General features: G+C 45.5%; 25 protein-coding genes. 11 read left to right on the top strand and 14 right to left on the bottom strand.

Annotated elements, in window-relative coordinates:
• Positions 1-19 precede the first annotated feature (19 nt).
• The 11 genes from Q0394_RS07695 (at position 20) to Q0394_RS07645 (ending at position 9,682) form a co-directional block, all read left to right on the top strand.
• The gene (locus Q0394_RS07695) at positions 20-304 is read left to right on the top strand and encodes a DUF448 domain-containing protein (protein ID WP_002947517.1); all 285 of its coding nucleotides are present in this window, start codon (positions 20-22) and stop codon (positions 302-304) included.
• A complete protein-coding gene (gene infB, locus Q0394_RS07690; RefSeq protein WP_298946541.1) occupies positions 270-2,966 on the top strand; it encodes a translation initiation factor IF-2 in 2,697 nt (898 codons plus the stop codon). The genes Q0394_RS07695 and infB overlap by 35 nt, the downstream gene beginning before the upstream one ends.
• A complete protein-coding gene (rbfA, locus tag Q0394_RS07685; RefSeq protein ID WP_002943703.1) occupies positions 2,963-3,334 on the top strand; it encodes a 30S ribosome-binding factor RbfA in 372 nt (123 codons plus the stop codon). The genes infB and rbfA overlap by 4 nt, the downstream gene beginning before the upstream one ends.
• Complete coding sequence (rimP, locus tag Q0394_RS07680) at positions 3,321-3,749, top strand: ribosome maturation factor RimP (RefSeq protein WP_122868837.1); 429 nt, start codon at positions 3,321-3,323, stop codon at positions 3,747-3,749. Before rbfA ends, rimP begins: the two co-directional genes overlap by 14 nt.
• 298 nt (positions 3,750-4,047) lie before the next feature.
• Complete coding sequence (gene accD, locus Q0394_RS07675; protein WP_298946539.1) at positions 4,048-4,941, top strand: acetyl-CoA carboxylase, carboxyltransferase subunit beta; 894 nt, start codon at positions 4,048-4,050, stop codon at positions 4,939-4,941.
• A 2-nt stretch (positions 4,942-4,943) separates the two neighbouring features.
• Complete coding sequence (locus tag Q0394_RS07670) at positions 4,944-5,399, top strand: 23S rRNA (pseudouridine(1915)-N(3))-methyltransferase RlmH (RefSeq protein WP_002947511.1); 456 nt, start codon at positions 4,944-4,946, stop codon at positions 5,397-5,399.
• Positions 5,400-5,408: 9 nt separating this feature from the next.
• Positions 5,409-5,762, top strand: coding sequence for an RNA polymerase-binding protein DksA (dksA, locus tag Q0394_RS07665; protein ID WP_002947510.1), 354 nt, complete (start codon positions 5,409-5,411; stop codon positions 5,760-5,762).
• 9 nt (positions 5,763-5,771) lie between these two features.
• The gene (locus Q0394_RS07660) at positions 5,772-6,809 is read left to right on the top strand and encodes a hypothetical protein (protein WP_298946537.1); all 1,038 of its coding nucleotides are present in this window, start codon (positions 5,772-5,774) and stop codon (positions 6,807-6,809) included.
• Positions 6,806-7,723: a tRNA-dihydrouridine synthase gene (locus tag Q0394_RS07655; protein ID WP_298946586.1), complete on the top strand. Its 918-nt coding sequence runs from the start codon at positions 6,806-6,808 to the stop codon at positions 7,721-7,723. The genes Q0394_RS07660 and Q0394_RS07655 overlap by 4 nt, the downstream gene beginning before the upstream one ends.
• A 2-nt stretch (positions 7,724-7,725) precedes the next feature.
• The gene (recO, locus tag Q0394_RS07650) at positions 7,726-8,340 is read left to right on the top strand and encodes a recombination protein RecO (RefSeq protein ID WP_298946535.1); all 615 of its coding nucleotides are present in this window, start codon (positions 7,726-7,728) and stop codon (positions 8,338-8,340) included.
• A 190-nt stretch (positions 8,341-8,530) separates the two neighbouring features.
• Entirely contained in the window at positions 8,531-9,682 is a 1,152-nt protein-coding gene (locus tag Q0394_RS07645) for an ankyrin repeat domain-containing protein (protein WP_298946533.1), read from the top strand.
• A 104-nt stretch (positions 9,683-9,786) separates the two neighbouring features.
• On the opposite strand, the gene Q0394_RS07640 is transcribed toward Q0394_RS07645, so the two are convergent.
• From Q0394_RS07640 to atpA, 14 genes are read right to left on the bottom strand one after another with little or no spacing between them, the layout of a single operon-like run.
• Positions 9,787-10,554 (bottom strand): ATP-binding protein, encoded by a 768-nt coding sequence (locus Q0394_RS07640; RefSeq protein WP_298946530.1) that lies wholly within the window; start codon positions 10,552-10,554, stop codon positions 9,787-9,789.
• A complete protein-coding gene (locus Q0394_RS07635; RefSeq protein WP_298946528.1) occupies positions 10,551-11,234 on the bottom strand; it encodes a 5'-methylthioadenosine/adenosylhomocysteine nucleosidase in 684 nt (227 codons plus the stop codon). The genes Q0394_RS07640 and Q0394_RS07635 overlap by 4 nt, the downstream gene beginning before the upstream one ends.
• Entirely contained in the window at positions 11,231-12,151 is a 921-nt protein-coding gene (gene fabD, locus Q0394_RS07630) for an ACP S-malonyltransferase (protein WP_298791573.1), read from the bottom strand. Before fabD ends, Q0394_RS07635 begins: the two co-directional genes overlap by 4 nt.
• A gap of 10 nt (positions 12,152-12,161) precedes the next feature.
• Entirely contained in the window at positions 12,162-12,731 is a 570-nt protein-coding gene (locus Q0394_RS07625) for a peptidylprolyl isomerase (RefSeq protein WP_298946526.1), read from the bottom strand.
• A gap of 59 nt (positions 12,732-12,790) precedes the next feature.
• A complete protein-coding gene (locus Q0394_RS07620; RefSeq protein ID WP_298791569.1) occupies positions 12,791-13,690 on the bottom strand; it encodes a tetratricopeptide repeat protein in 900 nt (299 codons plus the stop codon).
• A gap of 8 nt (positions 13,691-13,698) precedes the next feature.
• The gene (locus Q0394_RS07615; RefSeq protein WP_298791568.1) at positions 13,699-14,217 is read right to left on the bottom strand and encodes an OmpA family protein; all 519 of its coding nucleotides are present in this window, start codon (positions 14,215-14,217) and stop codon (positions 13,699-13,701) included.
• Between the two features lie 53 nt (positions 14,218-14,270).
• Positions 14,271-15,545, bottom strand: a complete 1,275-nt coding sequence (gene tolB / locus Q0394_RS07610; protein WP_298946524.1) for a Tol-Pal system protein TolB — start codon at positions 15,543-15,545, stop codon at positions 14,271-14,273.
• Between the two features lie 10 nt (positions 15,546-15,555).
• Entirely contained in the window at positions 15,556-16,380 is an 825-nt protein-coding gene (locus tag Q0394_RS07605; protein WP_298946522.1) for a TonB C-terminal domain-containing protein, read from the bottom strand.
• Positions 16,373-16,765, bottom strand: a complete 393-nt coding sequence (locus Q0394_RS07600; protein WP_009494953.1) for a biopolymer transporter ExbD — start codon at positions 16,763-16,765, stop codon at positions 16,373-16,375. The genes Q0394_RS07605 and Q0394_RS07600 overlap by 8 nt, the downstream gene beginning before the upstream one ends.
• Positions 16,762-17,343 (bottom strand): MotA/TolQ/ExbB proton channel family protein, encoded by a 582-nt coding sequence (locus tag Q0394_RS07595; protein WP_298946520.1) that lies wholly within the window; start codon positions 17,341-17,343, stop codon positions 16,762-16,764. The genes Q0394_RS07600 and Q0394_RS07595 overlap by 4 nt, the downstream gene beginning before the upstream one ends.
• Positions 17,343-17,732: an ATP synthase F1 subunit epsilon gene (gene atpC, locus Q0394_RS07590; protein ID WP_298946518.1), complete on the bottom strand. Its 390-nt coding sequence runs from the start codon at positions 17,730-17,732 to the stop codon at positions 17,343-17,345. The genes Q0394_RS07595 and atpC overlap by 1 nt, the downstream gene beginning before the upstream one ends.
• A 17-nt stretch (positions 17,733-17,749) precedes the next feature.
• Positions 17,750-19,147, bottom strand: coding sequence for a F0F1 ATP synthase subunit beta (gene atpD / locus Q0394_RS07585; protein ID WP_002947477.1), 1,398 nt, complete (start codon positions 19,145-19,147; stop codon positions 17,750-17,752).
• 13 nt (positions 19,148-19,160) lie between these two features.
• A complete protein-coding gene (gene atpG / locus Q0394_RS07580; protein WP_298946516.1) occupies positions 19,161-20,045 on the bottom strand; it encodes an ATP synthase F1 subunit gamma in 885 nt (294 codons plus the stop codon).
• Positions 20,046-20,054: 9 nt separating this feature from the next.
• On the bottom strand, positions 20,055-21,572 hold the full coding sequence (atpA, locus tag Q0394_RS07575) for a F0F1 ATP synthase subunit alpha (protein ID WP_002952438.1): 1,518 nt from the start codon (positions 21,570-21,572) through the stop codon (positions 20,055-20,057).
• Positions 21,573-21,582: the final 10 nt, after the last annotated feature.

The raw sequence follows: 21,582 nt of genomic DNA, 5'->3' as shown, positions 1-21,582 counted from the left end.
GCTAAAAGAAGTTATAATAATGGCTCAAAAATTTATCCCTATCAGGACGTGCGTGGTCTGCAAAAAGCGCTTTGAACAGCAAATTTTGCGTAGATACAGACTGATAAATTCTTCGCTATTTTTCGGAAACGGAAACGGACGTAGCTTTTATCTTTGCGAGGAATGTCTAAAAAAAGACGAGAAAATTTTAAGAAAATCGCTCGGAAGAGTCGCAGGCAGCTTTATAGCGACGCTACAAAACGGGCAAAATTTAAAGGAGATACTCTTAAATGGGGACTGTTCGAATTTCAGAGATAGCAAATGAGCTCGGCTACAATAGCAAAGAGGTTTTAGAAAAGGCTATTGAGCTTGGGCTAAAGGTCAAAACGCACTCAAGTGGCGTTAGTCCTGAAGAAGCGGCGGCGCTATACACCTACATCCAAACCGGCGAGATCCCCGAAGCTCTCAAGCAAAAACCCGAAAAGAAAAAACCGACCGTAAGAAAAGCGGAAGCTAAAGAGGGCAAAGAGGGAAAAGAAAGCAAGCCAAAAGAGGCTAAAAAACCAAGCTCCGCAAAAGAAGAAAAGCCTTTGCCAAAAGAAAAAGTAGAAACAAAAAACGATAAGAAATCTGAAAAAGAGCAAAAAACAGTCATTCAAAAACCGGCCGAAAAAGCGCCGGAGCCAAAAATCCAAGCAGCTCCCAAAGAGGAGCCAGAGGCCCAACCTGTGGCTACCGATCCCGTTCAGCCAAAAGAAAGCTTAGCCGATGTTAGCCTGCAAAAAAGACGCGGCCTAGTCATCGTAAAAAAGAAAAAAGACGAACAGCCAGCACCTAGAGCAAGCGAGAGAAGAGAGTCTGCGCCGGCGCTAAATTTGGAAAATATGTTTAAATTTAGCGACGAAAAGATCGAACGCAAAAAGAAAAAAGAGAAAAAACCGGTCGTCGCAACCAAAAAAGACGGCGCTACAAAGATGGATCTACTCGGCGACCGCGATATGGCGGACATCGTGATAGACGACGAAGACGTAGTTATATTGCCCGATTTTTCAGTACGAACGCAAACTCCGGAGCCTCAAAAAATCAAACAACCGACAAATACGGGCTATAAGCCGGTCCTAAATACCTCCATAAGCTCGTTTCTAGAACAAGGCACAGCGCGCAGGCCTCGCAAAAAACATAAAAAATCGCAACGAGCCGACCATAACGGCGAGGCGGTAACCTACGTTGAGATACCAAAAGAGATCCGTCTTTACGAATTTGCTGACAAAATCAACAAGCAACCGAGCGAAATCATCGGCAAGCTCTTTATGCTCGGCATGATGACGACCAAAAACGACTTCCTGGACGAGGATGCGATAGAGATTTTGGCTGATGAATTCGGCATAGAGGTAAATATCGTCGATACGCAAGAAGCGTTTGACTACGTTAAGGCCTACGACGAAGAAGAGGAGCAACTAGACGATGCAAATTTGACCGTCCGAGCTCCTGTTATAACCATCATGGGTCACGTCGATCACGGTAAAACCTCGCTACTAGACTACATCAGAAACTCGCGCGTGGCAGCTGGCGAAGCTGGAGGCATCACGCAGCACGTAGGCGCCTACATGGTAAATAAAAACGGCAAAAATATTACCTTTATCGACACTCCGGGCCATGAAGCTTTCACGGCTATGCGCGCTAGAGGAGCCAAGATCACCGACATCGTTATCATCGTAGTCGCAGCCGACGACGGCGTAAAACCGCAGACCAAAGAAGCCGTAAGCCACGCAAAAGCCGCGGGCGTGCCGATCATTATCGCGATAAACAAGATGGATAAAGAGGCCGCAAACCCTGACAAAGTAAAAAGCGAACTAGCCGAGCTAGATATCCTATCTACCGACTGGGGCGGCACGTACGAGTTCGTACCGATCTCGGCAAAAATGGGTATGGGTATAGATGATCTGCTTGAGATCGTACTCTTGCAGGCTGAAATTTTAGAACTAAAAGCAAATGCACAAGCAAACGCAAAAGCCGCCATAATAGAAAGCTCGCAGCAAAAAGGGCGCGGTCCGGTAGCTACGGTTATCGTAGAAAACGGTACTCTAAGAGTCGGCGATATCGTGGTTGCAGGCGTCGCATACGGCAAGATAAGAACGATAACCGACGATCAAGGCAAAATTTTAAAAGAGATAAAACCGGGCGAATGCGGCGTAATAATGGGACTTAGCGAAATTCCGGAAGCCGGCGAAACGCTAATAAGCGTCAAAACCGATAAAGAAGCCCGCGAATACGCACAGAAAAAAGCTGAATATTTGCGCCAAAAAGAGCTCAGCAAAACTACTAAAGTAAGCCTAGAAGAGCTTAGCGAAAAGATCGCCGAGGGTGAGCTAAAATCGCTCCCTGTCATCGTAAAAGCCGACGTGGGCGGCTCACTAGAAGCCATCAAGGCAAGCCTAGAAAAACTTCGCAACGACGAGATAAAAGTAAATATCATCCACTCAGGCGTGGGCGGCATCACACAAAGCGACGTGGAGCTAGCCAGAGCGAGCGAAAACTCCGTGATTTTGGGCTTTAACATAAGACCGACGGGCGAAGTAAAAGAAAAAGCCAAGGAAAGCGGCGTCGAGATCAAAACCTACAACGTCATCTATAACCTACTCGACGACGTAAAGGCGATCCTAAGCGGCCTAATGTCGCCTGTCATCCACGAGGAGCAGCTCGGACAAGCCCAAGTACGCCAGGTCATCAACGTCCCTAAAGTAGGCGCGATCGCAGGCTGCATGGTGACGGAAGGTACGATAAACCGCGGCGCGAAAATTCGCCTAATCAGAAACGGCGTAGTCGTACACGAGGGCACCGTAAGCTCGCTAAAACGCTTCAAAGACGACGTGAGAGAGGTAGCGCGCGGCTTTGAGTGCGGCGTAGGTATCGACGGATATAACGACATCAGAGAAGGCGACTACATCGAGAGCTTTAAAGAAGTAGAGGAGCAAGCCAGCCTATGAACCCCTCGGAGATAAAGCGGCTGCGCACGCAAAGCGTACTAAAAGAGCTTCTACCTGAGGCTCTATCTACGCTTGAGGACGAGCTTTTACGCGGACTGTGCGTGACCGACGTCGAGTGTAAAAAAGGCAGATACGACGCGTTCGTATACCTCGATAAGATGATGTTTGACGAGCGCGAGCAGGCCTATATACTAGACCGCCTAAAACGCGTATCAAAGCACCTACAAAACCACTGCATGGCAGCTGAGGGCTGGTATAGGGCGCCAAATTTTCACTTTAAATTTGACGACAGGCTCGAGTATCAAAACCATATGGACGATTTGTTTGAAAAAATCTCAGAGGATCTAAACAAAAATGCAAAATCTTGAAAATTTGATCTCGCAGTGCGGCGTGCAGCTCTACGACGTCGAGGTCGCAAACGAAAACGGCAGAGCTATTTATAGGATCTACATCGCAAAACCTGGCGGCGTAAATTTAGACGACTGCGAAAAGGTTTCACGTTTGCTTTCGCCGATATTTGACGTCGAGCCGCCGCTTAGCGGAGACTACGTGCTAGAGGTTAGCTCGCCGGGTCTGGAGCGAAAGCTAGAAAAACCGAGCCATTTTATCTCGAGTATCGGCGAACTGGCTAAAATTTCAGCCGAAGTAGACGGCGAAAACAAAAAACTAAAAGGCAAAATTTTATCCGCCGACGATGAAGAAATATCGTTTGAAAGCGAAGGTCAAATTTTAAAAATAAAAATCGCAAACATAAAAAAGGCGAAAACCTACATCGAGTGGTAAGCCGTAAATTTAAAGGCTCAAATTTATTTGAGTTAAATTTTACAAATTTGAGCTCTTTAAATTTATATCGCAAAGTTAAAACACACCGCAGTCAAATCTCTTAAATTTAACCTTTCAAATTTTAAAACCAACTCCGTATAAATTTAAAATTTCCACGGAAAACATAAAAATAACAGTGCAAATTTACGCGATTCTACCCGCCTACTCCCGAAAGCGCGTAGCGTAAATTTAATACCCGTCTAGCAAAACATAAGCTAACTTTGGCTATAATCCCTAAATTTTTTAAAAAGTAGGAATCATGAGCTTTTTAGATATTTTTTCCAAAACGAGAAAGCAACAATCCGCTCCTAGCGAGGCTCCGGCGCACTGGGTCAAATGCGACAGCTGTCACTCGCTGATGTATTACAAAGAGGTCGAAGCAAATTTTAACGTCTGTCCAAAGTGTGGTTTTCACATGAGATTAGCCGCCGATAAGAGGATAGCGATGATCTGCGACGAGGGCAGTTTTATCGAGCTTGATACCAAGCTAAAGCCCGTCGATCCGATCAAATTCGTCGATAAAAAATCCTATAAAAAACGTATAAGCGAAAACGAGGAAAAGACCGGCAGAAGCTCAGCCGTGATCTGCGGCGAAGCCAAGATCGACGGCATGAACGTACAGCTAGCGGTTTTTGATTTTAGCTTTATGGGCGGCTCTTTAGGCTCGGTCGAGGGCGAAAAGATCGTGCGCGCCGTAAAAAGATCGCTCGATAAAAAGCAGCCTCTCATCATCGTTTCAGCTTCGGGCGGAGCGAGGATGCAGGAGAGTACGTTTTCGTTGATGCAGATGTCAAAAACCTCCGCCGCGCTAAAGCTACTTGACGAGGCAAAAGTGCCGTATATCTCGGTCCTAACCGATCCTACGATGGGCGGAGTTAGCGCGTCTTTTGCGTGGCTGGGCGACGTCATCATCGCAGAGCCGGGCGCTCTCATCGGCTTTGCCGGACAACGCGTTATCAAGCAAACCATCGGAGCCGATCTGCCGGAAGGTTTTCAAAGATCGGAGTTTTTGCTAGAGCACGGTCTAATAGACGCCATAGTCGAGCGCAAAGAGCATAAGCAGTTTTTAAGCGATATGATAAGGCTGCTCTCAAACAACCCGGCCTACGCCGCTAAGCAGCCGAGCGCTCAAAGCTTGGACGACGAGGAATAAATTTGGAAATTTCCGTGTTTTGCATCCAAAAGTCAAAACGTGAAAATTTTGAAAACGAGATCAAAGAGTACGCGAAAATGTCGTCGAAATTCGCCAAAATTTCAGACGTCGTTATCTTTAACGACAAAATCGCCAAAGCCCAAAGCAAAGGGCGAGATGAGGCGCTAAAAGCCTACGACGAGGTTTATGAGCCAAATTTAAACGGCTTTTGCGTGGCTCTTGACGAAGCGGGTCGCGAATTTAACAGCGAGGAGTTTGCCAAACTCATCTCGGACAAGGCTCAAATTTCGTTTTTTATCGGCGGAGCTTACGGGCTGAGCCAAAATTTTAAACAAAAAACCGACGCCGTCGTTAGCCTAAGCCGCATGACGATGGCGCACAAGATCGCTAAACTTATGCTTCACGAGCAGATTTTCAGAGCTCTTTGCATAAACGCGAACCACCCATATCACAAATAAAGGAAAAAAATGCGCAAAAGCGACCTGGAGCAGTTTAAGGCACTTTTACTGGAGCGAAAAGCACAGATAACTAAAAATATTTTTGACTCGTCAAACGAGATGGCAGGACTACGCCAAAGCGGCGTCAGCGACGAGTTTGATATCGCCTCCGTAAACGCCGATCAGCTCATCGAGCAATCAATCAGCGCTCAACAAAGACAAGAACTAGCCGAGATCGACGTCTCGCTGCGAAAGATCGCCGACAAAACCTACGGCATCTGCGAGATGTGCGAGGAAGATATCGGACTGGCGCGTTTGCGCGTCAAACCGCACGCAAAATACTGCATCACCTGCCGTGAGATAGTGGAAAAAACCGCAAAATAGGGGTACGCCATGCAAATCAAACGTTTTATAGCTTGCGCCGCGCTTTACCTGGTCGTAGTCGGCGCGATAGTTTATCTTTTCGAGGGAGGCTCTTACGAGCTTCATCTTAAATTTGCCTTTTTAGGCAGCGACGTAGAGTATGCGTTAAATTTACCCGTCGCCGTGTGGATGATATTGCCGCCTGCGATTTTGACGATATTTTGCGTGCTTCATATGGCCTATCACGGCTTTAAATTTTACGCTTTTAAACGTAAAATTTCGCACGACGAGAAATTTTATAGAGACCTCGGCAAAGAAATTTTACTCGGCCTTGATACGAACAAAGACTTTAAAACGAACTTTTATAAAATCCCATCCCAGATAGCCAGAGTCCTCTCGCCGTGGGATAGATACAAGGACGCAAATATCGAGGGCGAGGAACTACAAAACGCCTTAGATATAATGCGCACGGTCAAAAACGGCGAAGTCGCAGACCTAAAGAAATTTAAGCTACCTAAAGACAATCCGCTCTTTATCAAAAACGAGCTAAACAAAATAGCAAATTTGGACGGATACTATCTGGAAACGCTTAAAAAATCTATGGGCGATCAAGGCGAAATCGCTCGCGAAGCAAGGCAAAAGCTAATAAATTTAGGCTCGCTCGCCGATATCAAAAAATTTGCTCCAGATCTGGACGAAAAAGAGATCATGACGCTTATCGCCCGCTTTGCCAAAGACGAGATAAATTTGAGCAACGACGAGATTTTAGAGCTGTTAAATTCGGATAAAATTTCAAAAGATAGCTTTAGTATCAGCGCCGCGACGCTAAAAAGCAAAATCGCTCCGGACGCTATCATCGGCATCTTCGAGCGGCTCAAAAACGAACGCCAAGAGGCGCAGGAAGCGTACGTCTATCTGCTGTTTGAGTTTGAGATGCTCGAGCGCGCGCAGGAGGTTTTAGCAGGCCTTGAAGCCGGCGAATACCAAAATTTCCGCACCCTGCTATACCTCAGACAAAACGGCAAAAACGTCCCGACAGATCTATTTTTCAAGCACGCGCATTGCTGATAGATTTTTCAAAAAAGCCGCTTTTTCTAGCTCCGCTCGCGGGCTTTTCGGATCTGCCGCTTAGAAGCGTGGTCAAGCAGTTTGGCTGCGACGTGACCGTAAGCGAGATGATAAGCGCAAACGCCCTAGTCTACGAGGGTAGCAAAACGCTTGAGATGCTCAAAAAATCACCGCTTGAAATGCCCTATATCGTGCAGATCGCAGGCAGCGACGCGGACATCGTCAAAAAAGCGGTGGAGATTTTAAACGGTATCGAAGGCATCGACGGTATCGATCTAAACTGCGGCTGCCCCGTGCCAAAGGTCGTCAAACAGTCCGCAGGCTCTGCTCTGCTAAAAGATATCTCGAACCTAAAACGCATCGTAGAAACCATCAAAAAAACCTCAAATAAGCAAATAACTAGCGTCAAACTACGCCTGGGCTTTGATGAAAAAATACCCGAAATTTTAGCCCTCGCCGCGCAGGACGCAGGAGCAGACTACATCGCATTTCACGGACGCACAAGAGCGGGCGGCTACACGGCAGCGGTAGATTACGCCGCGATCGGCCGAGCCAAAGAAGCTGTAACCATCCCCGTCATCGCAAACGGCGACATCTCGCCCGAAAATGCGGCCGACGTGCTAAATTTAACCAACGCCGACGCGCTAATGATAGGACGCGCCTGCATCGGCAAGCCGTGGGTTTTCCACGAGATAAAGACGGGCGGCAGCATCGACGCGGCGACGAAAAAGGCGATCATCTTGGCGCATTTTGACGCGATGATCGAGCACTACGGCGAGCACGGAGCGGCGATCTTTCGCAAGCACCTACACCGCTACTCCAAAGGTATAGACGGCGCAAGCGCCTTTCGCGACGAGATAAATCACATCGCCGAGCCAGACATCCTGCGCCAAAAAATCCAAGCCTTTTTCTAACCATGCAAGGCTACATCCTGCACACGCAAAAGGTGCGCGACGAGGACCTACTCGTCTACATCCTCACGCCATCGCTGCTAGTCAAATCCTACCGCTTCTACGGCGCGCGCCACTCAAACGTCCTGCAAGGCTACAAGATCGACTTCGAGCTCGAAGGCGGCGAAAACTTCCTCCCGCACCTGCGCAGCGTCCTACACCTAGGCTATCGCTGGCTACTCTCGCGCGAGCGACTGCTCGTGTGGCAGCAGTTTATGCGCCTACTCTACGCGCACCTGCGAGACGTCGAGCAGATAGACGAGGTGTATTTTCGGGAGCTTGAGCTTTGCGCCTCGCGCTTTGATAGAGGCGCCCCCAAACGCCTACTCATCGAGAGCTACGTGCGCATTTTAGAGGCCGAGGGCAGGCTGCACGACGAGCTTTTTTGCTTTATCTGCGACGAGCCCGTGGAGGATAGAGTTGCGCTAGCTAGGAGCTTCTTGCCCGCTCACGAGCACTGCGCCGCACAAAAGGGTTTTGCGTTAGAAAAGATAAAAATGCTCTTTAGCGAGCGCTCTACGCTGCTGCTTGACGATGACGAAATAGACGCGCTCTACTCCATTTTGCTTCAGGGGCTTTGATCAATTTTACCGTTTCAAATTTTGCTTTCCCGGATTTGCTTTTAAATTTAACCCGCTCAAATTTTATGCGGACGGATCTCGCCGCGCCCTGCCCCCGATATCCAAATTTATCGGCTCAAATTTCATCAAATTTACCGCCTCTTTACCGGGTTTTGGCTAATATTTCGCAAATTTGATTTAAGGGATAAATTTGAAGAAATTCGCACTTGGCTTCACCGCTCTTTTCCTCATCGTTTTTGTAAATTTCCTTTACGAAAAGCTGTCTCGCCCTACTCATTTTACCGTCACTCCTGATACTAAAATAGACCCAAACTCCGAGCTAGCCAAATACGTAACGCAAGAGGAGATAGACGACTTTGGTTTTAGATACTGGGATATAGACGAATACGAGGAAAACAACGCCACTCTTAACGCTTTAAGAAATTTACTGAGGCTAAAAGATACGGATAAGATTTTAAATTTTATGACAAGAAACGGGCTTAGCGCCGACGTAAAGATGAAGGCTAACACGACTCCGCTGATGTACGCTAGCTTTTATGGCGACGAAACCACAGCAAAAAGACTCATGGATATGGGTGCGGACACTCACGCGCAAGATAACTACAAACTCTCGCCCCTAGCCTACGCCATAGAAAACAACTCTACAAAGACCGTTAAGCTGCTGCTTGATAGCGGGGTTAAATTTAGCAATAAAGAAAAAATTCAAAGGTACTTAAAAGCGCCCCAAAACGATAGGATAAAAAGCTTGACTATCGACGGAGATAATATATTTGTAGAGTACGAAGTAAAATACGGTCAGAAAAACGAAGGCTCAAAAGGCTGGATATTGCCTTTTGATTATATTACCTTTGGCAACTTTACCGAGATGCTACAAATACTATTTAGTATGGGGTATTTTGACGGGAACGGCAACTATTTTAAAGATATGGAATATATGCCAAACTACGAACCTATGCTAAATTTACTACTAGACAACAACGTTTCGGGGCAACCTACTAAAGAGGAGCTAAAAGAGGCGTATAAAAAGTGTCATGATACTTATATATGGTATAAAATAAGATGGATAGACGGAGAAAATATAAACAAAAAAAGGCCGTTTTATGTAGATATGCCAATAAAAAATTTAGAAAAATATTGCACGGAGCCTGATGGAACCTTTCAAGACGTACGAACATTTATGTCGTGGGCAAACGAGCAAAAAAAGATGGATGCAATAATACGCATAGGAGATACGGCAAAGGTGATCTATATCGACGCCAATATAAGTAGTCAAGACAAAGAAAAATTAATATCTAATAAACTAATACAAAAACGAAGGAGCAAAGATGCCGCAGAGCGATGATAGCGTATCGCAATATGGCGCGGCGGGAGAATGAGGCAACCTGGCCGGCAAAAGTCAAATTTGACCGAAAGAGCGGTCAAATTTAAGCTAAATTTGACGAGTGCTCACTCCTCGTCGGTCAAATTTTGTGCCCCAGCGGCGAAAAACGTATCGCTGTGGATGTTTTCAAAAGCGGCCTTTAGCGAGACGAAAAGCTTTGGATTTTGCTTTTCTAAATTTGCCAAAAGCTCCTTAGTTTCCGCTCTAGCGTGAGGCATCTTGACGTCAAATCGCATCGCCGGACACGCCTCGTCGCCGATAACCGCAAGCCCGTTTCGCACGGCATTTTCGCGCAGCTGTCGCTCGCGCACGAATATAAACGGCCTGATAACCTCGATACCGTTTGCCGCGACGTATTTGGGGGCAAGCGTTCGTAGCGCGCCGTTATAAGTAAAATTCATAAAAAAGCTCTCGACCGCGTCGTCGAGGTGGTGGGCGATGGCGAGCTTGTTAAAACCGTGTTCGAGCGCGTAGGTGTAGAGATAGCCGCGCCTCATACGCGAGAAAAAGCTGCAAAAGCTGGAGTTTTTGCGGATCTTGTCCTTGGATATCTCGAATATCGAGCTGTCGATCACGTCGTGCTCGATGCCGTGCTCGGCGCAGTGGCGCGTGAGATATGCATAGTCCTCGCCCATGCCGTAGCTTAGCGTCACGGCCTTAAACTCAAATTTTTCGGGCGTGACGTTTTGCATGTGTTTTAGCACGTGTGCGAGCGCGAGGCTGTCCTTGCCGCCGCTAAGACCGAGCAAAATTTTATCCCCGCCGCGCACCATGCGGTATCTGGCGTTAGTTTGCCCGACCTGGCGCAGCAGCCGCTTGCTAAGCTCTATCATAGCCGCTCGATCATCGCGAGCATAAACTGCGCGCTGACGTTTGCCGAGTCTTGTAAAAACTTATCGAAGTCAAACTCCGCGCTACCGCCCGCCTCGTCGCTGATGGCGCGAAGCACGAAAAACGGCACGCCCAGGCTCTCGCAAACTAGCGCCACGCTAGCGCCTTCCATCTCGGCCGCATCGGCTTTGAAGGTCGCTTTTAGCCACTCTTTTTTAGCGTTGTCGCAGATAAACTGATCGCCCGTGGCTATGATGCCGCCTTTTAGCTCGATGCCTTTTTCGGCCGCGACGCTAGAGGCTAACGCATTTAGAGCGTCGTCGCTTTTGATAAAGATACTGGTCTCGGGCACGTAGCCGTGCGGGTGCCCAAACGCCGTGATATCGACGTCGTGCTGCACTAGACTAGTCGCGTAAAGCATATCGCCGATTTTTAAATTTGGATTTAGCGCGCCTGCGACGCCGGTAAAAAGTAGCTTCCGGGCGCCGAATTTCTCTATCATCGCGCTTGCGGTTAGAGCGGCGTTTACCTTGCCGATCTTAGAGTAGGCGATCACAAGCTCCTTGCTGCTAAAATTTGCTAGGTAAAATACGTTATTTGCGTGCTTAACTTCTTTATAATCCTTGATGCGCTCAAGTAGAGGGGCAACCTCCTCGCGCATCGCGCCTAAGATCGCTATCATTTAAGCTCCTTTAAAAGCTCGTCAAGGCTGCTAAGATCGGTGACGCTAAAGGTCGGCTTTTCGGTGATTTTTTTGTTGATGCCTTTTAGCACGTTACCACCGAACTCCACAAACATATCAACCTCGTTTTCGATGCTTTTGATACTTTGTTTGTATAAAACAGGGCTAACGAGCTGGGCTTTTAGCAAATTTAACGCTTCGTCTTTCGAGCCGTAAGGCTTCGCCGACGCATTTGAAACGACTGGGGCAAATTTAGCGGCTAATGCCGGCTCTAGCTGCGCCGTTAGTTTCTCGCTCGCGTTTTTCAAAAGCGGGCAGTGGCTGATGACGGACATATTTAGAGGCAGTACGCGCTTAGCGCCTGCTTCTTTAAACGCAGACTCAAATTTGGAGATGTCGTCTTTTAGCCCTGCGATCACGATCTGACCGTCGCAGTTGTAGTTCGCGGCGTAAATTTGATGGCCGTCCGCTTGCGCGTTTTTGCAAATTTGCTCGACCGTCTCGTCGCTAAGCCCTAAAATAACGCTCATCGTCACGTCTTTGCCCGCGCAGTCCTCTTGCATAAATTTACCGCGTAAATTTACGATCCTAAGCGCATCGACAAAATCAAACGCGCCGCTAACCGCAAGCGCGCTAAACTCGCCCAAAGAGTGGCCAAGCGCGAATCTAGGCTCTAAATTTACGCTTTGCTTTAAAGCAAGATAGCACATAAGCGAATTTAAAACGATGGCGGGCTGAGTAAATTCGCTCCTGTTTATAAGGTCATTTTCGTTGAAAAGTAGATTTGAAAAGTCGATTTTTAGGCTATCGCTTGCATTTTGCAAAAGCTCGGCAGCCGGGCGGAAATTTTCGTAAATTTCCTTACCCATGCCGATACTTTGCGAGCCTTGCCCCGGAAATATAAACGCCGCTCTCATCTAGGTACTCTTAGTGGCAACCGCATCCGCCGTCATCGTGATGATGACCGTGGCCTCCGCAGCAACCGCCTTCGCCGTGGTGATGGTCGTGGTCGTGTCCGCCACAACCGCATGTATGTGCGCCGCCTACCATGCCGGTAGCTATCTCGTCCTCTGTAGCATCGCGTTTGTCGAAAATTTGAACCTTAAACTCCAAATCCTTGCCTGCATAAGGGTGATTAAAATCAACCGTCACGTCGTCCTCGCCGATAGATTTTACAATCACGCGTACGCTCTCGCCGTGCTCGCCTTGACCGAAAAGCTCCATGCCCTCTTTTAGCTCGATGCCCGCAAATTGCTCTTTAGGCAGCATTTGAACCGCGCTAGAGTCATACTCTCCGCAAGCCTGTGCAGCCGGGATAACGATAACCTTTGTTTCGCCCTTTTCTAGTTTAGTAACTTCTTCTTCTAGCTTCTCGATAATATGTCCGCGACCTGTTAAAAAGGAAATTTCTTGCCCAACCTGCATATTGGACTCTAAAATTTCGCCCGTTTTTGCGTCTTTTAGCTCATAAAACATAGCTATAACTTGTTCTTTCACGTTCTTCTCCTATTTATGAAAATAACGTGATTATATCGTTAAATTTATTAAAGAATGTTTTAGTTTCGAGTAGGTGCAGCTTTGGCTTCTTTGCTGTCCGGATAGCCTAATTTTAGCGCTTTGTAAAATTTATTCGCACTCGCCGTGTCTTTTATCTTATCAAAGCTAATAGCAGTGTGATAAAGAAGCTTTGGCGTATATTCGGCCTTGTCGTAAAGCTGGATACTTTGCTGGTAGTATTTTATGGCGTTGTTGTAAGCTTTTTGCTGATACGCTATCTCGCCGAGATAAAAATTCGCCATTGCAGGCTTATGATCTTTGCTTAAAAGATATTCGTATCTAGCCTTTGCATCGTCGAGCTTACCTGCGTCAAATAGCTTTTTAGCTTCGCTTGCTACATCTTGATTTTTTTGTTTGGTAAAATCAATTTTCGGAGCTTGTGGCTCAGCAGCGGCTGGGCTATTGCTAGCTACCGGCTTGTCTTCATCGTTTTTTTTTGTGGTAGCGGGTGCGGCGTTGCTCTTATCTATCAAAGCGCCCATATCCTTAAGGGCTTTGGTGATTTTAGCGTTGTTGGCCTCTTGTATTTTTCGGCTTTCTTCTACGTATTTTTTAAGCTCGTCAAAATCACTTTTTGCGGTAGAATTTCCGTCGTTTCCTTCGATATCGTTTAGTCTTTTTTCTATCCTAGACATTCTTGAGTTTAGTCCGTCTAGTACACTTTGCAAGCCCTCTAAGCGCTCTTGCATAGCATTTAAATTTGACTCGACGTCGCCCATGTTTCTACTTAAATTTTCTACGTTTTGCTTGTTCTTTAGAAAAGTTTTTTCGTTATCGGTCAAACCGTAGGGACTCGAGCTATCTAAATTTCCAGCATCAAATACCGAAATTTCATTGGAGGCGGAATAAGAGAGAGTGGCTCCTATAAAAAGAGCCACGAAAGTTTTTAAATTCGTCATAAAATTAATTATGGAAGAACTTTAAATTCAGCACGTCTATTTTGAGCGTCGCAAGCTTTTGTTTTGTCTGTGCAAACAGGATTGCTTTCGCCATAGCTTACAACCGTGATTCTGTCAGCCGCAACGCCTTGTTTTACAAGCGCGTCTTTAGCAGCTTTTGCTCTTTTTAGACCAAGCGCATAGTTGTACTCATCAGTACCCCACTCGTCGCAGTTGCCCTCTACTTTTACAGAAAGAGCTTGAGCCTCTGATTGATTAAATAGGCTTGCGTTTGTGTTGATAGCAGACTGCATGTCGCCTTTGATATTAAATTTATCAAAGTCAAAGTATACAGTTTGAACTTGACCTTCAATGCTTGAGATTAATTGTTGCAATCTCTCGCTATCACTCATCATGTTATCGCTTGAGTTCATACCGCCCATATTTTGATTAGCGTCAGCGCTCATATCAACTTCAGGGTTTTTAGAGCTACAACCGCTCAACAATAAAGCCGCAATAGCAGCAGAAGTTAAAACTACTTTTTTCATTTTCATCCTTTTATAGAAATTTAACGTGATTATATCATAAAATTTACTAAATATTACCAATCAATCGACTGAATTTTGCCGATTTTTAACGGAAATTGGAAACTTTTGTTCTCGTTTACGCGAATTATACCAAGTGAACTCTGTCCTCCAAGCTCTTTTATAAACACTACGCTTTGCCCGTCGCTAGAAAATCTAGGGTATAAATTTTTACCGCTTGCGGTAAGCTGTCTGATGTAATCAGTCTGCGTAGAGATCATGTAAATGTTAAAATCTCTCGTTCCAAAGCTACTCTTGCCGTCTTCTCTACTAGAGTAAACTATATAGTTTTGATAGGTACTGACGGAGTTGTTGTTTTTGCCGTGATAGACCAACTGCTCAAAGCCGCTTCCATCGACGTTTTGTGCGAAAACGTTAGGATAGCCGAGTCTATCGGAAACGAAAACTACGCGTCTGTCGCCATCGACGAAGTTGCCGTTGACGTCTATGCCGCTATAGTTGGTTACCTGAGATAGTCTTTTTGAATTTAGATCGTATATATAGATATCAGGCTGATCTTGCGGAGCCATAGTTAGCAAAATTTTATCTCCGTTTTGGCTAACGTCGGAGGCTATAAGCATACCACCCTTGCTATCTAAAATTTTAGTTTTTTGGCCGCTTGCAACGTCATATCTATAAAGAACTAAGTTTTTGCCACTGTAATCAGAGTAATAAAATGCACTCTGATCAGCTCCTACCCATTTAGGAAATATATTCAAACCGCCGCGAACAAGTACTTTTTGGTAGGTCAAAGTGTAGTCGGCTATAACGATCTCGCTTTGCTTTGAACCAGTTCCTTTGGCAAAGATGATAAATTTCTCCATCCAGTTTACAGGCGGCATTTTTAGCTCGTTGATAAGCTCAACTATCGCTTTATGCGCGATAAACGGATACTTTGATCCGTCGTTCATATTATAAATTTTCTCGTACTGAGTAGTCGCCGTTTTTGCATTAATTAGCTTAACTCTGAGGGTTAGAGGCGAGTTTGCAGAGCCCTCAAGCGCGTATCTAAATATAAGCTGCGCACCTTTTTCGCTCATGACGTTCGTATTCGAGTCGCCCTCATAGCTACTGGCGATATATTCGTCCACAACTTCAAAATCAGAGCTGACCTTCAAGTCTCCCAACATGATTTTATGAAATTTGCTTTTAAAAGCCTGATCGCCGACGGCGGTTGTAGCGTCTTGAAGCACGATTTTTGGTAGGGCTAAGCCTTTGTTGACGACCGAAATGGTTGCATCAACGGCAAAAAGCCAACTGGTAAAAGCAAGAAAAAGTAAAATTTTCTTCATTTTTCCTCCATTATTCTAGTTTGTCTTCTAGTTTGGTTCCGAGCCTAACAGCTCTGCCTATCTGGGTAGGCGGCGGAAATTTCTCAAAAGTCATACTTTGCAAGAAATCCCTAACTTTGTTATTAAATTCGCTATTATACGATAACTTTTTTATATCGTAACTAAACGATCCATCAATGCCAATGACGATCTCAACCTCCGCCTCATCGGTAGAATCAGCCTTATAAGCACTCCATTTGCTCTGTAAAATTCTACTAATCATACCGAAGTATTCGTTGTATTCGCCTGTCATTTGCGACTTTGGAGTCTTGGCAACCTGATCTAAAGTAAGCGCATTTATAACGTCGCTAGCTTTTTTTTGCTGGCTCGTTATCTGGACTTTTTCCGGTTTTTTACGACTTTGCTCTTTTGGTTGCTCTTTTTTCTTCGTAACCTTATCCTCTTTTAGCTTAGAGGTATCAATACTGCCGAATAGATCCTTTAAATTTGGTTCTTCAACTTTTTTTTCTTCAGGTTTTGGCGGTGCAGGATCCGGTTCAGGCGGCTTGTTTGTAGTGTCCGGCTTTGGCTCTTCTTTTTTAACCTCTTCCTTTACCGGTTGAGGTTTTTCCTCTTTTACAATCTCTTTTTTGGGCTCGGGCGCTTTTACGGTGATGTCGGGCTCGCGCTCAACTATCATAATATCCATAAAAGCATCTTTAGTATCGGTGTATTTTTTAGGCTCTTCCTTAAAATAGGTAAGCTTAATAAAAATACCGCTTATGATACAAAGATAAAGAAAAGCCGATAGTAAGAAGTAACCGGAAGTGTTAAATTTGAGATCAAATTTATCCATTAGTTTGGAGCGCTACCTTTGTAAAGCCTGCGTTTTTTACGCTCTTTAAAACAAACATCACATCATCGTATATGAGGCTTTTGTCAGCCTTAATATAAACAGGCGAGTTTTTATCGTATTTTGCCCCGATAAGCACTATATTGTCAGGAAGTTCGCGCAAATTCATGGTATTTTGATCTATTCTAACCTTTTTTGTGGCATCAACGATAACAGTCAAATCTTTTTTTTGAGCCGAGGATGTTTTAGTTTTTGAGCCGTCCGGTAGCAAAATTTGCTCCTCATAAACGATAGTAGGCGTCGTAACCATAAGGATCGCCAGCAAAACAAGCATGATATCCACAAGTGGAGTTATGTTTAGCTCCGGAGTTTCGTCGAGATTTATCATTGATCTTCTTTAAGCGTTACTAGGATATCGACTTCACGCCTGATGACACCCATGAGCTCATACGCTTTTCGTTTGATAAGCAAGCTAAACGTATAAGCGGGAATCGCTACAAATATACCTGCTCCGGTAGCCACGAGAGCCTCACTAATAGCTGGAGCAATAACTCCTAACGACGAATTTCCTCCGCCTTGACCAAGCTGAGAAAAGGTCTCCAAGATAGAAACAACCGTGCCGAAAAGTCCGATAAAAGGCGACGTAGAGGCAACTATACTAAGCCAAGTAATGCCACTAGTTGCATTTCGCTCAGCGATACTAACGGCGACCGAGAGCTTCTCTCTAGATATCGAGCCACTTATAAACCGTTTTAAAATGGATTCGTTTAAAACATGTTTAGACCCGCCCATTAATAACGACTCAAGAGCATTTTGTTCTTTTTTTTGCCATGATCTAAGCCCTGCCATACGAGAAAATAGTATAGTAAGGCTTATAATGAAATAAAAAGAAAGCCAGCTCAGCACAAATATGGTAATAAAACTACTTCTAGATAAGTAGTTTAAAAAAATATCAAGCCCAGCCACTATCTTGTCCGAGCCATACTATCTAATTTTGCTACAGCAGCAGCCATAGCGTTGTTCTCGCTACTCATACCGACAATTAAATCCTTCGCCTTTTGCAATGAATTTGCTATCTCGCTCTCGGAATTTCCAGACACATGAACGGCGCCGTCAGCAAGGATAGTGGCCTTGCCTTCGTTTATCTCAGCATATCCCCAGTTGATCGCGACGGCATCATGACTTTTATCTTCGCTCTCGATATCTATAACGCCGGCTTTCAAAAGCGAAATAAGTGAAGCGTGTCCGGGCAAAACCCCGAACTCGCCCTCACTACCAGGCAAAACTACGCTTTTGATATCGTTTGAAAACACTAAACCCTCAGGCGTAACGATTTCTAAATGTAATTTATTCATTACTTTTTCCTTTAAATTTAGGCTTTAAGTTTTTCAGCTTTTGCTATCGCCTCGTCGATGTTTCCTACCATATAAAATGCGTTTTCCGGCAAATCATCATATTTGCCTTCCAAAATTCCCTTAAAGCCGGCGATATTCTCCTCAAGACTTACGTATTTACCAGGGCTTCCAGTAAATACCTCGGCAACGAAGAATGGCTGAGATAAAAATCTCTCGATCTTTCTAGCGCGGTCGACAGTAACCTTATCTTCTTCGCTAAGCTCGTCCATACCAAGGATCGCGATAATATCTTGAAGGTCTTTATATTTTTGTAAAACCGCCTGTACGCCGCGAGCTACCTTATAGTGCTCGCCGCCTAAAATTTGAGGATCGAGCATTCTTGATGTCGAATCAAGCGGGTCAACCGCAGGATAAATTCCCTTTTCCGCAATAGCTCTGTTTAGAACGGTAGTCGCATCAAGGTGCGCAAAAACGGTCGCAGGAGCTGGGTCGGTAAGGTCGTCAGCAGGGACGTAAACGGCTTGAACCGAAGTAATCGAACCTTTTTTAGTTGATGTAATTCTCTCTTGGAATTTACCCATTTCGCTCGCCAAAGTCGGCTGATAACCAACGGCGGACGGGATACGTCCAAGAAGCGCCGACATCTCTGCACCAGACTGAGAGAAGCGGAAGATGTTATCAATAAACATCAAAACGTCAAGTCCCATCTCGTCGCGGAAGTACTCAGCCATTGTAAGACCTGTTAGAGCGATACGGTTTCTTGCCCCTGGTGGCTCGTTCATTTGGCCGTAGCACAAGGCAACTTTGTCCAAAACGTTACTTTCTTTCATTTCGTGATAAAGGTCGTTTCCTTCGCGCGTTCTCTCGCCAACACCTGCAAATACAGAGTAACCGCTGTGTTTAAATGCAACGTTGTGGATAAGCTCCATGATAATAACCGTTTTGCCAACGCCAGCACCACCGAATAGTCCGACCTTACCACCCTTTGCGTAAGGAGCCAAAAGGTCAACCACCTTTATGCCTGTTTCAAAAATTTCACTCTTCGTGCTTTGCTCTTCAAACGGTGGAGGATCGCGGTGAATAGACCATTTTTTGTCAAATTCTACACCCTCGCCTTCGTCGATTAGATCGCCGACGACGTTGAAAATTCTTCCCAAAACTTTTTCGCCAACCGGAACGCTAATAGGCGCGCCAAGAGCCGTAGCCTCAAGGCCTCTAGTTAAACCTTCACTCATATCCATGGCGATAGTTCTTACGCGGTTATCGCCAAGGTGTGCGGCAACCTCTAGCACAAGTCTATTTTGCTTGCCCTCAACCTCGAAATTTACTTCGACGGCTTCGTTGATCTTGGGTAAATAATCCGTGAAATCGACGTCGACTACCGGACCCATTACCTGAGAAATGATACCTTTCATCCATACTCCTTAATTATTTCATTGATTCGACGCCACTGATGATCTCGATAAGCTCAGTGGTGATAGACTCTTGGCGAGCCTTATTATACGATAGTTTTAGCTGTGCGACGCGCTCTTTGGCGTTATTAGTCGCATTATCCATCGCCTGCATTCTAGCGCTATGCTCAGCCGCAAGGCTATCTACTAAAGCATAATACATACTATACTCGAAATACTTCGTAAGTAGTTCGTTTAAAATTTTGCCGTCATCGCTCGGTTCAAATTCCATCAAAGAATTTGTCTCAACCTCAACGAGTTTCGGCGGCTCGACCGGCACGATATCGTTTATGCGAATTTGCTGAGAGATCATGTTATTGTAGCCGTTATGCACCAAAATAACCTTATCTGTCGCACCATTTATAAAGTCGTCTATCGCGTCTTTTATAATATTTTGAGCTTTCTCATAAGTCGGAGATGAGCTAACGCCGACGTATTTTTCAAGCAAATTTATACCCTGGAAGCTAAAAAATTCTATACCTTTTTTACCTACCGCGCGGAGTCTTATCTTTACTTTTTTCGCCTTAAATTCGTTAATCATATTTTTAACGGTTTTAATGGTCTGAATATTAAAACCGCCGCAAAGACCCTTGTCCGCGGTAACAAATATAATATCAACCTTTTCGATATTCTCCTTAACGTCGAAAAATTTACTCTCGGCATTTACAGAGCGATATTGGTTGATTTTATAGGCGATTTCAGATAAAACTTCGTTGATCTTGAGCGCATAAACCCTAGAGTGACGAGCGGCCTCTTCAGCCTTGCGAAGTTTGGCTGTAGACACCAGCTTCATCGCGCGCGTCGTCTTTTGGGTGTTTTGGACGCTCTTGATCTTTCGTTTTATATCTTTTAAATTTGACATATTCTAGCCTTAGTTAGCGGCAAACGTCGCTTTAAAGTCTTTTAGCGCCTTATGCAAAAGCTCCTCGATTTCTTTGTCAAGTGCTTTTTTAGTTCGAATTTGCTCGAAAATCTCAGGATATTTCGCCTCTATATAAGGATAAAGCTCGGCTTCAAATTTTGTAACCGCTACAGTCGGGATGTCATCTAGGTAGCCTTTCGTACCGGCAAAGATGATAACGACTTGCTTTTCAACGGCTAGTGGGCTATAAGGAGGCTGTTTTAATACCTCGACCATCCTCTGACCGCGCTCGAGCTGTTTTCTCGAACTCTCGTCAAGGTCGCTCGCAAACTGCGCAAACGCTTGAAGCTCGCGGTATTGCGCAAGGTCAAGTCTTAATGTTCCAGAAACTTGTTTGGTTGCCTTTATCTGAGCCGCACCGCCGACGCGAGAAACCGAAAGACCGACATTGATCGCAGGGCGGATACCTGAGTTAAATAAGTCAGACTCAAGGAAAATTTGACCGTCGGTGATAGAAATAACGTTTGTCGGAATATACGCAGAAACGTCGCCTGCTTGAGTCTCGATAATAGGAAGAGCCGTTAGAGAACCTGCGCCTAGCTTATCATTTAGCTTAGATGCGCGCTCTAACAAGCGAGAGTGTAGATAGAAAACGTCGCCAGGATAAGCTTCGCGGCCCGGCGGTCTGCGAAGAATCAAGCTCATTTCGCGGTATGCGACGGCGTGTTTTGAAAGATCGTCATAGATGATTAGGGCGTGGCGAGAGTTGTCTCTAAAATATTCACCCATAGTTACGCCCGCATATGGAGCTAGGTATTGAAGCGCGGCAGCATCTGATGCGCCTGCATTTACGACGATGGTATACTCCATAGCACCGTACTCTTCGAGTTTTTTAACAACTTGCGCGACTGTTGATTGTTTTTGTCCGATCGCGACATAGATACAAATAACGTCTTGACCTTTTTGGTTGATGATGGTATCTATCGCGACGGTAGTTTTGCCTGTTTGGCGGTCGCCGATGATGAGCTCGCGTTGTCCGCGGCCGATCGGCACTAGCGCGTCGATAGCTTTGATACCAGTTTGAAGCGGCTCGTGAACGCTCTTTCTAGCCATGATGCCTTTTGCTTTTTCCTCGACGAATCTAGTCTCGCTAGCTTCGATCGGGCCTTTAGCATCTATCGGCTCGCCGAGCGAGTTTACGACGCGGCCTATCAAAGCATCGCCCACAGGAACGCGCAAAAGCTTAGCTAGGCGTTTTACACTCGAACCCTCTTTGATGCCGTCCGTTTTGCCCAAAATAACGATACCGACGCTGCTCTCCTCAAGGTTTAGAGCCATGCCTTTTTCGCCGTTCTCAAACTCGACCATCTCGCCGGCCATAACGTTTTTTAGGCCGTAAACGTTAGCAACGCCGTCGGCTACGGATATAACTTTGCCCGTCTCGTTCACATCAACGTTAAGGCTGAAATTTTCAATCCTTTCCTTGATGATGGCGCTGATTTCATCTGCTTTTATTTTTGCACTCACGCTTTTTCTC

Origin of the sequence: uncultured Campylobacter sp., from assembly GCF_938039205.1 — a bacterium.
Taxonomy (GTDB): Bacteria; Campylobacterota; Campylobacteria; order Campylobacterales; family Campylobacteraceae; genus Campylobacter_A.
This window is presented reverse-complemented; position numbering and strand designations above follow the sequence as displayed.

Bases quoted from the DNA above. Each gene is read 5' to 3' on its own strand.
- fabD (WP_298791573.1), bottom strand. From the start codon at position 12,151: ATGAGAGCGGCGTTTATATTTCCGGGGCAAGGCTCGCAAAGTATCGGC.
- Q0394_RS07635 (WP_298946528.1), bottom strand. From the start codon at position 11,234: ATGATAGCGATCTTAGGCGCGATGCGCGAGGAGGTTGCCCCTCTACTT.
- dksA (WP_002947510.1), top strand. From the start codon at position 5,409: ATGCGCAAAAGCGACCTGGAGCAGTTTAAGGCACTTTTACTGGAGCGA.
- tolB (WP_298946524.1), bottom strand. From the start codon at position 15,545: ATGAAGAAAATTTTACTTTTTCTTGCTTTTACCAGTTGGCTTTTTGCC.
- rbfA (WP_002943703.1), top strand. From the start codon at position 2,963: ATGAACCCCTCGGAGATAAAGCGGCTGCGCACGCAAAGCGTACTAAAA.
- Q0394_RS07660 (WP_298946537.1), top strand. From the start codon at position 5,772: ATGCAAATCAAACGTTTTATAGCTTGCGCCGCGCTTTACCTGGTCGTA.
- Q0394_RS07620 (WP_298791569.1), bottom strand. From the start codon at position 13,690: ATGACGAATTTAAAAACTTTCGTGGCTCTTTTTATAGGAGCCACTCTC.
- Q0394_RS07600 (WP_009494953.1), bottom strand. From the start codon at position 16,765: ATGATAAATCTCGACGAAACTCCGGAGCTAAACATAACTCCACTTGTG.
- Q0394_RS07640 (WP_298946530.1), bottom strand. From the start codon at position 10,554: ATGATAGAGCTTAGCAAGCGGCTGCTGCGCCAGGTCGGGCAAACTAAC.
- Q0394_RS07695 (WP_002947517.1), top strand. From the start codon at position 20: ATGGCTCAAAAATTTATCCCTATCAGGACGTGCGTGGTCTGCAAAAAG.
- accD (WP_298946539.1), top strand. From the start codon at position 4,048: ATGAGCTTTTTAGATATTTTTTCCAAAACGAGAAAGCAACAATCCGCT.
- infB (WP_298946541.1), top strand. From the start codon at position 270: ATGGGGACTGTTCGAATTTCAGAGATAGCAAATGAGCTCGGCTACAAT.
- atpG (WP_298946516.1), bottom strand. From the start codon at position 20,045: ATGTCAAATTTAAAAGATATAAAACGAAAGATCAAGAGCGTCCAAAAC.
- recO (WP_298946535.1), top strand. From the start codon at position 7,726: ATGCAAGGCTACATCCTGCACACGCAAAAGGTGCGCGACGAGGACCTA.
- Q0394_RS07615 (WP_298791568.1), bottom strand. From the start codon at position 14,217: ATGAAAAAAGTAGTTTTAACTTCTGCTGCTATTGCGGCTTTATTGTTG.
- atpD (WP_002947477.1), bottom strand. From the start codon at position 19,147: ATGAAAGGTATCATTTCTCAGGTAATGGGTCCGGTAGTCGACGTCGAT.
- Q0394_RS07605 (WP_298946522.1), bottom strand. From the start codon at position 16,380: ATGGATAAATTTGATCTCAAATTTAACACTTCCGGTTACTTCTTACTA.
- rimP (WP_122868837.1), top strand. From the start codon at position 3,321: ATGCAAAATCTTGAAAATTTGATCTCGCAGTGCGGCGTGCAGCTCTAC.
- atpC (WP_298946518.1), bottom strand. From the start codon at position 17,732: ATGAATAAATTACATTTAGAAATCGTTACGCCTGAGGGTTTAGTGTTT.